Genomic DNA, 12,022 nt, shown 5'->3' on the forward strand with positions numbered 1-12,022 from the left:
CACGGAGCCCGCCCCCCGTCCCGCGCCCGGCCCCGGCCTGCGCTTCCTGTGGCGCAGCGACGCCCGCGGCTGCCTCGTCGAGGTGACGGGGCGGCTGCCCGAGACCGTCGGCGCCTCGCCGGTCGGCCGCAGCTGGGACGAGCTCGTCGCCGGCCCGGTCGAGGCCGAGCCGGCCCTGGTCGAGGCCCTGGCGGAGCGGAAGACCTTCCGGGCCGTGCCCCTGCGCTGGCGCATCGCCGGAACCCGGGACGCCGTCATGGTCGACCTCTCGGGGGCGCCCCGCCTCGGGGCCGGCCGCGCCTTCGCGGGGTTCAGCGGCTTCGGCGTCGTCCATCCGGAGCGCGTCGTCCCGGCGGCCGACCGGCCGGAGGCGCCCGAGCCGAAGCCGCTCCGCCCCTCCCTGCGCGAGCGCGCCGCGGCGGTGATCGCCGTCGGGCGCCTGCCCACCGGGGAGCCGGCCCAGGAAACACCGCCCCAGGCCCCGTCCCGGCCTGAGCCGACCCGGGACGGCCCACGGCCGGAGCCGGACGCGCCCGACCTCGTCGCCCTCGCCGGGGCGACGATGGGGGAACTGGCCGGCCTGATGACGGCGCCCTTCGCGCATCTCGGGATGGGCTGGGGCTTCGGCGCCCGCCCCCCCGGCACAGGCCTTCCGGCGGGATCGCCCGATGCGACGGCGCAGGCCGCTCCACCTGAGCCGGCGCCGCGGGACCAAGCTGACGGCGATCCGTCGCACGATCCGGCTCCGCCCGCAGACTCGCCGCCCGAGGACCCGCTCCAAGCGACCGAGCCCTTGGCCGCCGAACCCCTGGCCGCCGAGCCCCCGGCGGAGGAGCGGCCGGGCGCCGCCCTCTCCCTCAACGAGCACGCGGCGTTCCGGGAGATCGCCCGGGCGCTCGGCGCGCGCTTCGCCGGCGACCCGGAAGGCGCCGCGTCGGCCCCGGTGCCGCACGCCGCGCCGGCGCGGGGCGCCGTGACGCCGTTCCGGGGCGCGCAGGCGCTCGCCCGCCTGCCCGAGCGCGGCGCCGAGGTGGCGCTCGCCCGCCTCGTCGAGCGGCTGCCGGTCGGGCTCCTGGTCCATCGCGGCGACGAGGTGCTGCTCGCCAACCGCCAGCTCCTGACCCTGACGGATTACGACAGCCCCGAGGCCCTGGCGGCGGCCGGCGGCCCGGGGGCGATCTTCCGCGGCCGCGACCCCTCGGCCGCCCTCGGCCCCGGCGAGGGCGCGCCGGTCGCCCTCGCCACCCGGACCGGCGGCAGCGTGCCGGTCGGGATCACCGTCGGGGTGATCGAGTGGGACGGCGCACCCGCGAGCCTGCTCACCATCCGCCGCCTGCCCGATGCCGATCCGGTCCAGTCCCTGGCGGCGGCCGAGGTCCATCTCGCCCATCGCGACGCCAACCTGCGCGAGACGACCGCGATCCTCGACGCGGTCACCGACGGGGTGGTGGTGCTCGACGAGGAGGGCCGCATCGTCCGGATGAACCGGGGGGCGCGAGACCTCCTCGGCGCCGATCCGCGCGAGGTCGCGGGCGAGCCCCTGATCGGCCTCTTCTCGCCCGAGAGCCGGCCGGCGGCCCAGGCCGCCCTGCTGCGGGCGAGCGCGGGCGCCACCGCGACGACCGGCGACGAGGTGATGGCGCGGGGGGCGGACGGCCCCTTGCCCCTCATCCTCACCCTGGCGCCGGTGGCGAGCGGGCCGCCGCGCCGCGTCGCCGCGATCCTGCGCGACGTCTCGGCCTCGCGGCGCACCGAGGCCGAACTGGTGCGCGCCCGGCGCGAGGCCGAGCGGGCCAGCGCCCAGAAATCCGACTTCCTGGCCACGATCAGCCACGAGGTCCGCACGCCGCTCAACGCCATCATCGGCTTCGCCGAGGTGATGCTGGAGGAGCAGTTCGGCCCCGTCGGCAGCGACCGTTACCGCGACTACCTGCGCGACATCCGGGCCTCCGGCGAGCACGTGGTCAGCCTGGTCAACGACCTGCTCGACCTCGCCAAGATCGAGGCCGGCCACCTCGACCTCGCCTTCGCGGGCTTGCCCCTCAACGACCTCGTGGCGGCCTCGGTCGCCCTGATGCAGCCCCAGGCCGCCCGGCAGCGGGTGGTGATGCGCACGAGCTTCGCCCCCGGCCTGCCGGCGGTGCTGGCCGACCAGCGCTCCCTGCGCCAGGCCGCCCTCAACGTGATCTCGAACGCGATCAAGTTCACCGATGCGGGCGGGCAGGTCATCGTCTCGACGGCGGCGACCGACCGGGGCGGCGTGGCGCTGCGCGTGCGAGACACGGGCATCGGCATGAGCCCGGAGGAGATCGAGACGGCGCTCCAGCCGTTCCGCCAGATCGCCACGGCGCAGCGCCGCGGCGGCGGCACCGGTCTGGGCCTGCCGCTGACCAAGGCCCTCGTCGAGGCCAACCGCGCCAGCCTGCGGATCACCAGCCGCCCGGGCGAGGGCACGCTGGTCGAGGTGCTGTTTCCGGCCGGGCGCGTGCTCGAATCCTGAGCTATCGCCCGGGCGGTCCCGGGCGTAGGCTTGGTGTCGTTCACGCTCCGTCAGGACAGGCCATGTCGCCCCGCCCCGCCGCCATCGCCGCCCTCCTTATCGTTCTGGCCGGCCCCGCCGCGGCGGCCGAGGCCCTGCCGCTGACCGTGCTCACCGAGCGCACCGGCCCGATGGCCGCCGCCGGCACCGCCCTGGCGAACGGACTCTATGACTACCTCGCCATGCTCGGCCGGCGCGACGGCGGCGTCGGCGGCAGCCCCCTCGCGGTCGAGGAATGCGAGACCGGGGGCGAGGCGGCGCGGGCGCTCGCCTGCTACGAGGCGGCGGTCGCCCGCGGCAGCATCGCGCTGGTGCCCGGCAGCGCCGACGCGGCCCTGGCGCTGCTGCCGCGCCTCGCCGCCGACCGGATGCCTCTCGTCGCCGCCGGCTACGGCCCGGCCGCGATGGCGCGGGGCGACGTGCTGCCCTGGGCCTTCGCGCCGCCGGCCACGGTGTGGGATTCGCTGAGCGCGGCGCTCGCGCATGTCGCGCAGGGCGGCAGCGAGGACAGCCCGCAGGGCCGCAGCGTGGCCTATATCCACCGCGACAGCCCGGCGGGCCGGGAGCCGGAGCCGGTGCTGCGGGCGCTGGCCGCCGAGGCCGGCCTCGCCTTCCGCGCCTACGCCCTGCCGGAAGGCGCCGAGGAGGGCGCGGGCCCCTGGCGCGCGGTCCGGGCCGCGGATCCGGATTACGTGATCCTCGACGCCACCGCCGGCCTCGCCGGCACCCCGTTGCGCGACGCGGCCGCCGCGGGGCTGCCTCTCAACCGCGTCGTCACCGTGGGCTGGACCGGCGAGGACGACCTGCTGCGGCCCGCCGCCGGCGCCCGCGACCTCACCGCCAAGGGCCTGCGCACCGTGACCTGGCACGCGCCGGGCGACAGCTTCCCGGCCTTCGACCAGATCGACCTCCTGGTGATCGATGCTGGGCTGTCGCGCACGCCCAAGGAGGAGAATGCCGGCCCGCTCTACAACCGCGGCGTCTATGCCGGGGTGATCCTGGCCGAGGGCATCCGCAACGCGAAGGCGCTCGCCGGGACGCGGGCGATCGACGGCTCCGCGATGCGCCGCGGGCTGGAGGCCATCAACCTCGATCCGGTGCGCTGGAAGGAGCTCGGTCTCGTCGGCTTCGCCCGCCGCCTGCGCCTGTCCTGCGCCGACCATAGCGGGCGCCGCCCGCTCACCGTGCAGGAATGGACCGGCGCCCGCTGGGTGCAGGTCGGCGACGAGATCTTAGCCCCGCGCGAGCGGATCGCGCCCCATCTCGACGCCGCGGTGGCGGCCCTGGCCGAGCGCGTCGCCACCGAGACCGGCACCGCCGGCGCCAAACCCCGGGAAGCCTGCTCGGCCGCGCCCTGACGAAGTCTTCGCAAGAGTGTTGCGTTGCAGCAATCCACCGATCCTGTTCCGGTTGGTTTCCGCGCACCAGTCCGAACGTCTCTCCGGGCGCGGAATTCTACGTTCCGGACCTTGCGTCAGCCCGTTATCCTTGGGACACTCGCCGGAAGCGGAAGGAAAATGCCGGAATGGTGCGGTGCGGGGCTGTACCCCGGCCGTGCATTCTCCTAGTCCGGGCGCGGCGCGCGGCCCCAGGCGGCCCGCTCGCGCCCCGCCATCGCTCACCCCCGGGAGGAGAACAGCCCCGCGATGACCAGTACCGCCCAGAGCCGGCCCGCGGCCGCCGACAGCCTCGCCTCGCAAGACCCGACCATCGCGGCCTACGACAACAAGGCCCGCATCAAGGCCATCATCGGCTCCTCGTCGGGCAACCTCGTCGAGTGGTACGATTTTTACGCCTACGCCTTCACGGCGATCTACTTCAAGGACGTGTTCTTCCCGGGCTCCGACCCGACGGTGCAGCTCATCAACACCGCGGCGGTGTTCGCGATCGGCTTCCTGATGCGGCCGATCGGCGGCTGGGTATTCGGCCGCGTCGCCGACCGCTACGGCCGCAAGACCTCGATGCTGATCTCCGTGATGATGATGTGCGCCGGCTCGCTCGTCATCGCGATCCTGCCGACCTACGGCCAGATCGGCATCTTCGCCCCGATCCTGCTGCTGCTCGCCCGCATGGCGCAGGGGCTGTCGGTCGGCGGCGAGTACGGCACCTCGGCGACCTACATGAGCGAGGTGGCGCTGAAGGGGAAGCGCGGCTTCTACGGCTCGTTCCAGTACGTCACGCTGATCGGCGGCCAGCTCCTCGCCTCGCTCGTCGTGGTGCTGGTGACGCTGACCCTCGACGACAAGGCGATGACCGCCTGGGGCTGGCGCATCCCGTTCTTCATCGGCGCCGCCGCCGCCGTGGTCGCGCTCTACCTGCGGCGCTCGCTGCACGAGACCTCGACCGCCGCGACCCGCACCTCGCGCGAGGCCGGCAGCATGGCGTCGATCTGGCGCAACCACCGCCGCGCCTTTCTCACCGTGCTCGGCTACACCGCCGGCGGCTCGCTGATCTTCTACACCTTCACCACGTACATGCAGAAGTACCTGGTGAACACCACCCATATGGACAAGAAGACCGCCAACCTGGTAATGACGGCGGTACTGTTCACCTACATGGTGGCGCAGCCGTTCTTCGGCATGTTCGCCGACAAGTTCGGCCGCAAGACCGCGATGCTGCTGTTCGGCGGGCTCACCACGCTGCTGACCGTGCCGCTGCTGCACGCGATCGCCGACGCCAAGAGCCCGGTCGTCGCCTACCTGCTGATCACCGCGGCGTTGATGTGCGTCTCGTTCTACACCTCGATCAGCGGGCTCGTGAAGGCCGAGATGTTCCCGGCCGAGGTGCGGGCGCTCGGCGTCGGCCTGTCCTACGCCATCGCCAACGCGATCTTCGGCGGCTCGGCCGAGTTCGTGGCCCTGACCTTCAAGGAGGCCGGCTACGAGACCACCTTCTACTGGTACGTCACGGCGATGTGCGCCGTGGCGTTCCTGGTCTCGCTGCAGATGCCCGACAGCCGCCGCTCCGGCTATCTCCAGGGCGACGGGACGGCGTAAGTCCAGTCCCACGGAGTACGCGGGCCGAGAGATCGCCCACCTTTCCACTTCGACAGGGTCATCCCGGGGCCGCGCAGCGGAGCCCGGGATCCAGAACCGCAAGTGGTGAAGAACAAGGCGGCGTGCGTTCCGCTTCATCCTGAACAACCTGAGTGTCTGGATTCCGGGCTCCGCTGCGCGGCCCCGGAATGACCCTGTGGGTGTTGATCAGGTTGTGATCAGCAAAAAAGGGCCGGCGCATCGGTGGATGCACCGGCCCGTCTTCCGTCAGACGAACAGGCGCTCCTTCTCGAGCCCCTTGTAGAGGTCGGCGACCTGGGCGCCGTAGCCGTTGTAGATCAGCGTCGGCACCCGCTCGTCGGTGCCCAGCACCCGCTCGCTCGCCTGGCTCCAGCGCGGATGCGGCACGGCCGGGTTCACATTGGCCCAGAACCCGTATTCCGAGGCCTGCAGTCCCTCCCAGAAGGTCTTGGGCCGCTCGGCCGTGAAGGTGATGCGGTTGATCGACTTCACAGACTTGAAGCCGTATTTCCACGGCACGGCGAGGCGCAAAGGCGCGCCGAACTGGTTGAGCAGCGGCTTGCCGTAGACGCCCGTCACCATGAAGGCGAGCTCGTTGTTCGCCTCGGCCAGCGTCAGGCCTTCGGTGTAGGGCCAGGGATAGAAGAACGCCCGCTGGCCCGGCGCCATCGCCTTGTCCATGAAGGTCTGCATCTGGATGTACTTGGCGTCGCCGGTGGGCTTGGCCAGCGCCACCAGGGCGGCGAGCGGGAAGCCGGTCCAGGGCACCGCCATCGACCACGCCTCGACGCAGCGGTGGCGGTAGAGCCGCTCCTCCAGCGCCATCTTGCGCACCAGGTCCTCGAAGCCGATCTCGAACGGCTTCTCGACGAGGCCGTCGATCTTGATCGTCCAGGGCTGGACCTTCAGGGCGTTGGAGCCCGGGGTGACGGTCTTGTTGGTACCGTACTCGTAGAAATTGTTGTAGTCGGCGCTGTAGCGCTCCGCCGTCAGCGGACGGTCGAGGGTGTAGGCCGGGTTCTGCTTGGCCGGGTAGAGATCGGCGGTCTTCACCGCGCCGGTCCCCTCCCCCGGCACGGCGGCGAGCACCGGCCCACCGACGAGGGAGGAAGCGGCCAGGCCGAGGCCGCCGCCGAGGAGCGCCCGGCGGTCGAGGAAGATCGCTTCGGGCGTGGCGAGGCGCTCGGGCATCTCCCAGTCGCGCTTGACCTTGATGTGCATGGTTCGCCCCTTGAAGGCCGTGTCCCGGAGGACAAAAATCTCGGACGGCAGAGTCTCGTAGGGGACATCGGGGCGAATGCCCGGCCGCGCAAGTCACGGTTCGGCGAGGGAGCCGCCGCGGGCACGATCGCGTGTGGGCGGCTTTGGCCCGGGCGGAGACAAGCGCCCCGTCCGCGTGCGATAGAACCTGATGCCCGCCAAGAAGCCGAAACAAACCGCCTTCACGGTCGCCGTCTCGGCCGCCGATACCGGGTCCGCCGCCCCGGGCCTGCGGGTCTACGTCGCCATGGCGACCGACCCGCTCGCCGCCGTGGCGGCCGTGCAGGCGGTGGCGCCGGAGGCAGCGGTGGAGCTGAGCGGCACCCTCTCCGATCGCCTCGCGGCGCGGCTGAAGCTGCGCCCGGGCGAGGTGCGGCCGATCTGACGATGGGCTACACGATCGACGCGACGTCGGCTTCGGTTCCCGTCTCCCGTCTCCCGTCTCCCGTCTCCCGTGGGCCTACGCGATCGAGGGTTCTTGTCGAAACCTGTTTCTCCTGCGCGAGCCGCAGCCACCACCCCCCATCTCCCACCCACGCCCTCATCCTGAGGCGCGAGTGAAACGAGCCTCGAAGGAGGCCTCCAGGGATCGCAGAGACTGCTGGAGGCCTCCTTCGAGGCCGCTACGCGGCACCTCAGGATGAGGTTGTGAGCGGAATAGCGAACTCCGGCGCCTGAGCGGCCATGGATCGGTGACCCTGGCATCGGCGGACGTGCGGGCGTGCAGGCTCCCGTGTAATCTCGGGTACTCCGCCCGCCATGAGGAATATCCCCGGCATGCGCCGACCAAGAGGACGGACGCTCGCCAGCCTCGCCCTCGCGGCGCCGCTGCTCCTTGGCGCCGCCGCGGCGCAAGGCATCTCGTCCCAAGTCTCGTCGCAAGTCTCGTCCCAAGGGATCCCACCCGCCGAGCGCCGCTCCGGCTTCGACCAGATGGCGCCCGAGACCCGGGCGATGCAGGCCGACGACACCGCCAATCCTGGCATGCTCTGGGTCCAGGACGGGGCGGAGCTCTTCGCCCGGACGCCTTCCCCCGGGATCCCCGCCTGTGCCGGCTGCCACGCGGAGCCCGCGATGCGCGGCGTCGCCGCCCGCTATCCGGCCTGGGACGAGGGCACGGGCCAGCCGGTCGACCTCGAGGGCCGGATCAACCTCTGCCGCACCCGCCATCAGGCCGCGACGCCGCTGCCGCGGGAGGGGCGCGACCTCCTGGCGCTCTCCGCCTATCTCGGCCACCTCTCCCGCTCGATGCCGCTGGCGCCCCCGGACGATCCCCGCCTCGCCCCGGCCCGGGCCGAGGGGCGGGCCCTGTTCGAGACGCCGATGGGCCAGCTCGGCTTCTCCTGCGCCGCTTGCCACGATGCGCAGTGGGGCCGGCGCCTGGGCGCGAGCACGATCCCGCAGGGGCACCCGACCGGCTACCCGCTCTACCGGCTCGAATGGCAGGATCTCGGCTCGCTGGAGCGGCGCCTGCGCAACTGCCTCACCGGGATGCGGGCCGCGCCGCTCACCCCCGGCTCGGCGGAGGCGGTGGCGCTCACCCTCTACCTGATGCAGCGCGCAGCGCCCCTCGCCGTGGAGACACCGGCCGTGCGTCCGTGACGGTGGTGGGACGAGGGCCCGCGGCGTATCCTGGCCCCTTCGGGAGGGCGAACATGGCGCAAGACCACGACCACGATCATCACGGCCACGATCACCATGACCACGATCACCCGCACGGCAGCGAGTTGTCGCCGATGGACCTGCGGGTGCGGGCCCTCGAATCGATCCTGGTCGAGAAGGGCTACGTCGATCCGGCCGCCCTCGACGTGCTGATCGAGACCTACGAGACCAAGGTCGGGCCGCATAACGGCGCCCGGGTGGTGGCGCGGGCCTGGGTCGATCCCGCCTTCAAGGCGCGGCTCCTCCAGGACGGCAGCGCGGCGATGCGCGAGCTCGATGTCGGCGGGCGCGGCGGCGAGCACATGGTGGTGGTCGAGAACACGCCCGACGAGCACAACCTCGTCGTCTGCACCCTGTGCTCCTGCTATCCCTGGCCGGTGCTCGGCCTGCCGCCGGTCTGGTACAAGTCGCCGCCCTACCGCTCCCGCGCCGTCATCGACCCGCGCGGGGTGCTCGCCGAGTTCGGCACGAGCCTGCCGCCCGAGACGCGGATCCGGGTGTGGGATTCGACCGCGGAGCTGCGCTACATGGTGCTGCCGATGCGGCCTCCCGGAACCGACAGTCTCGACGAGGCAGCGCTCGCCGACCTCGTCACCCGCGATTCGATGATCGGCACCGGGCTCCCCACGAGCCCCGACCAGGGGTCAGGCGCATGAACGGCGGACAGGATCTCGGCGGCATGCAGGGCTTCGGCCCGCTGGGTCTCGAGGCGGACGAGCCCCGGTTCTACGCTCCCTGGGAGCGGCGGGTCTTCGCCCTGGCGATGGCGATGGGAGCGACCGGCACCTGGAACCTCGATGCCAGCCGCGCCGCCCGCGAATCGCTGCCGCCCGGCGAGTACCTGACCTCCAGCTATTACCGCATCTGGTTTCGGGCCCTGGAGAAACAGGTGCAGCAGCACGGCCTCGTCGGGGCCGGCGAGCTCGCGGCCGGCGCCGCCACGACCCCGCCGGCCCCGGTCGCCCGGGTGCTCCAGGCCGAGGAGGTGGCGCCGCTCTTTTCCCGCGGCTTCCCGAGCGACCGCCCAGTGGCGAATCCCGCCCGGTTCGCCCCCGGCGACGAGGTGCGAGCCAAGGTGATCCACCCGGCCGGCCATACCCGCCTGCCGCGCTACGTCCGCGGCCGCACCGGCACGGTCGAGCGGGTCCATGGCGGCTTCGTCTTCCCGGATTCCAACGCCGCCTTCGCCGGCGAGGCGCCGCAATGGCTCTACACCGTGCGCTTCTCCGGGATCGAGCTGTGGGGCGAGGACGCGGATCCGGGGCTCGCCGTCTCGGTCAACGCCTTCGAGAGCTACCTCGAACCGGCCAGGGGCGGTGCATGAGCGTCCCGCATACGGGCTGTCCGCCCGAGCCTCCGGTCTTCGCCGCCCCCTGGGAGGCGCAGACCTTCGCGCTGGTGGTGTCACTGCACGATGCCGGCCTGTTCACCTGGAGCGAGTGGGCGCAGGCCCTCGGCCGGGCCGGCGACCGGGTGGCGGATTACGCGCTGTGGCTGGACACGATCGAGACACTGCTCGCCGAGCGCGGCCTGACCAGCGCGGCGGCCCTGGAGGCGCGCCGCGCCGCCTTCGCGCGGGCGGCGGCGGCGACGCCGCACGGGGAGCCGATTCGGCTGGAGAACGATCCGGGGCTGGCCTGAGACGTTGAATGCGTGGACTTCAAATACTCCGCGTCGTTCCGAGCTCGGTCAACAGAGCCCGGAGTGGCGCGGGCGATATAGGCTCGGTGGGAGCCCGTCGTAAGACTACTCAGATCGTGTAGGGGCCGCGTACGTTCGGATCACCGATGGAGAAGTCTTTCGGGTTGCGCGTTACCAACGCCAGGCCGTGAACTTGCGCCGAGGCCAGGATGATAGCATCGGGCAACTTGATCCGACGCGCCTGGCGCACCCGCACGGTCTGCTCGCGAACCGCCTCGTCGATCGCAATGACGGTGAAGCTTTGAAGAAACAGACGCGTCGCCGCCTCGTCCTGCGGGCTTGCACCGATCATGACCTCCATCCAGGTAATGACGCTGATCGAGCGCTCTTGATGACGGGCGAGTCCGGCCCGTGCCTGGCCCTGACCGACCAGAAAACCGATCAGGATGTTGGTGTCGTAGAGCGGTTTCACCACTCCGAGCGCAGCCTTTCCTGGTGATCGAGGCCATCGATCGTACGATCGGCCCACGCACCGAAGAAGCGGTCGATGTCAGGTTTGACCCCATGCTTGGCTACGAACTCGGCGATCAGCGATTGCACGAGAGCATCGCGCGACGTGTGCTCGCGGGCAGCGATCCGATCAAGTGCCTCGACCTGCTCCGGCGGTATCTCGACAGTGGTCAGCATTGCATCCTCATCGGCACCCATCATCATAGCAAGCGCGTTGCCGCACGTGAATGATGACGAAGGCTGAAGCGGCCCACCAGACCGCCCGGTGGGCCGAGCGGACCCATCCGGCTCCGGTGAGAAGCCGCCATCGGCGCGCGAGACCCAATCGATCCCCTGCAAACGATCGCCGGCGCCGCCTCTACCCCCGCCCCGCCCGCCGCATCGACACGGTCGCCAGCGCCGCCAAGTCCTTCTCCCCGTCGCCATGCGCCAGCGCGTCGAGCAGGCTGTCGCGCAGGACGCTGGCGAGCGGCATCGGCACTCGGGCGGCGTCCGCCGCGGCGAGCGCCAGGCGTACGTCCTTGGCGCCGAGCGCCAGCCCGAAGCCCGGCGGCTCGTAACGGCCGGCGGCGATCGAGGCGCCGTAGTTCTTATAGATCGGGGCGGCGAAGATCGTGTTCGACAGGAAGTCGAGGAGATCGGGGGTCGCGACGCCGTGCGCCTCGACCAGGGCCGCGGCCTCGCCCATCGCCTCGATCGCCGCGACGATCATCATGTTGCCGGCGAGCTTGACCGCGTTGGCCCGGGCCGGCGCCTCGCCGAAGTGCCAGGTCTTCGCCCCCATCGCGTCGAGGAGCGGCTGGGCGCGGGCGATCGCCTCCACCGAGCCGGCCGCCAGGATGTTGAGCTGGCCCGCCTCCGCCACGTCGGGCCGGCCGAAGACCGGGGCGGAGACGTAAGGGACGCCGGCCCGCCCGTGCACCGCCGCCAGTTCCTCGGCGAGCGCGACCGAGATGGTGCTGGCGCCGAGATGCACCCCAGGCCGCTCGGTCTGGTCGAGCAGGCCGCCCTCGACGAGGACGGCGCGGAGCGCGGCGTCGTCGGCCAGCATCGTCACCGCGGCATCGCCCCGGAACGCCTCGGCGGGGGTCGCCACCGGCACGGCGCCGTGGGCGCGCAAAGCCTCCGCCGCCTGGGCCGAGCGGTTCCAGACCCGGACCCGGTGGCCGGCCCTGACCAGGTTGAGCGCCATCGCCCGGCCCATCCGGCCGAGCCCGAGAATTCCGACATCCATCGCCACACTCCCCACCCTGCGGGTCGGGGAAGAGATATGGCGGGGCGGCCCGGTGTCAGGCCCTCATACCATTTCCGTCTGATGTGTTCAGCTTAGGCATTTATCTTGGCCGTATTGTGTAGCCAGTGGAAGCTTGTGCGCGATTGGATGGTGTCGGGC

12 protein-coding genes are annotated in these 12,022 nt (G+C 72.0%); 8 read left to right on the top strand and 4 right to left on the bottom strand.

Translation table 11 applies throughout. The annotated features are described in order from the left end of the window. The 3 genes from ABZT49_RS28165 to ABZT49_RS28175 form a co-directional block, all read left to right on the top strand. The coding region (locus ABZT49_RS28165) for an ATP-binding protein (protein ID WP_355291029.1) at positions 1–2,500 on the top strand (2,500 nt) is incomplete at its 5' end. A 62-nt stretch (positions 2,501–2,562) separates the two neighbouring features. Beyond that, positions 2,563–3,897 (top strand): ABC transporter substrate-binding protein, encoded by a 1,335-nt coding sequence (locus ABZT49_RS28170; RefSeq protein WP_355291031.1) that lies wholly within the window; start codon positions 2,563–2,565, stop codon positions 3,895–3,897. A gap of 288 nt (positions 3,898–4,185) precedes the next feature. Next, positions 4,186–5,535 carry an MFS family transporter gene (locus ABZT49_RS28175; RefSeq protein WP_355291033.1) on the top strand — a complete coding sequence of 450 codons (1,350 nt, stop codon included), beginning with the start codon at positions 4,186–4,188 and terminating at the stop codon, positions 5,533–5,535. 267 nt (positions 5,536–5,802) lie between these two features. Here the strand turns inward: ABZT49_RS28175 and msrP are convergent, their stop codons facing one another. Further along, the gene (gene msrP / locus ABZT49_RS28180; protein ID WP_355291035.1) at positions 5,803–6,777 is read right to left on the bottom strand and encodes a protein-methionine-sulfoxide reductase catalytic subunit MsrP; all 975 of its coding nucleotides are present in this window, start codon (positions 6,775–6,777) and stop codon (positions 5,803–5,805) included. A gap of 190 nt (positions 6,778–6,967) precedes the next feature. Here msrP and ABZT49_RS28185 point away from each other — a divergent pair, with 190 nt between their 5' ends. The 5 genes from ABZT49_RS28185 to ABZT49_RS28205 all read left to right on the top strand — a co-directional run bounded on the left by ABZT49_RS28185 (position 6,968) and on the right by ABZT49_RS28205 (position 10,119). Continuing rightward, the gene (locus ABZT49_RS28185) at positions 6,968–7,201 is read left to right on the top strand and encodes a hypothetical protein (RefSeq protein ID WP_093568902.1); all 234 of its coding nucleotides are present in this window, start codon (positions 6,968–6,970) and stop codon (positions 7,199–7,201) included. Positions 7,202–7,593: 392 nt separating this feature from the next. After that, a complete protein-coding gene (gene soxA, locus ABZT49_RS28190; RefSeq protein ID WP_355291037.1) occupies positions 7,594–8,418 on the top strand; it encodes a sulfur oxidation c-type cytochrome SoxA in 825 nt (274 codons plus the stop codon). Between the two features lie 53 nt (positions 8,419–8,471). Then, positions 8,472–9,134 (top strand): nitrile hydratase subunit alpha, encoded by a 663-nt coding sequence (nthA, locus tag ABZT49_RS28195; protein ID WP_355291039.1) that lies wholly within the window; start codon positions 8,472–8,474, stop codon positions 9,132–9,134. Next, positions 9,131–9,802: a nitrile hydratase subunit beta gene (gene nthB / locus ABZT49_RS28200; RefSeq protein ID WP_355291041.1), complete on the top strand. Its 672-nt coding sequence runs from the start codon at positions 9,131–9,133 to the stop codon at positions 9,800–9,802. Before nthA ends, nthB begins: the two co-directional genes overlap by 4 nt. Then, entirely contained in the window at positions 9,799–10,119 is a 321-nt protein-coding gene (locus ABZT49_RS28205; protein ID WP_355291043.1) for a nitrile hydratase accessory protein, read from the top strand. The genes nthB and ABZT49_RS28205 overlap by 4 nt, the downstream gene beginning before the upstream one ends. Positions 10,120–10,228: 109 nt before the next feature. Here the strand turns inward: ABZT49_RS28205 and ABZT49_RS28210 are convergent, their stop codons facing one another. The 3 genes from ABZT49_RS28210 to ABZT49_RS28220 all read right to left on the bottom strand — a co-directional run bounded on the left by ABZT49_RS28210 (position 10,229) and on the right by ABZT49_RS28220 (position 11,863). Next, positions 10,229–10,591 carry a type II toxin-antitoxin system VapC family toxin gene (locus ABZT49_RS28210; RefSeq protein WP_355291045.1) on the bottom strand — a complete coding sequence of 121 codons (363 nt, stop codon included), beginning with the start codon at positions 10,589–10,591 and terminating at the stop codon, positions 10,229–10,231. Further along, entirely contained in the window at positions 10,588–10,806 is a 219-nt protein-coding gene (locus ABZT49_RS28215) for a ribbon-helix-helix protein, CopG family (RefSeq protein WP_355291047.1), read from the bottom strand. The genes ABZT49_RS28210 and ABZT49_RS28215 overlap by 4 nt, the downstream gene beginning before the upstream one ends. 181 nt (positions 10,807–10,987) lie before the next feature. Next, positions 10,988–11,863, bottom strand: a complete 876-nt coding sequence (locus tag ABZT49_RS28220) for an NAD(P)-dependent oxidoreductase (protein WP_355291049.1) — start codon at positions 11,861–11,863, stop codon at positions 10,988–10,990. Between the last annotated feature and the right edge of the window lie 159 nt (positions 11,864–12,022).

This window comes from Methylobacterium sp. EM32, assembly GCF_040593685.1.
In the GTDB taxonomy this organism is placed as follows: Bacteria; Pseudomonadota; Alphaproteobacteria; order Rhizobiales; family Beijerinckiaceae; genus Methylobacterium.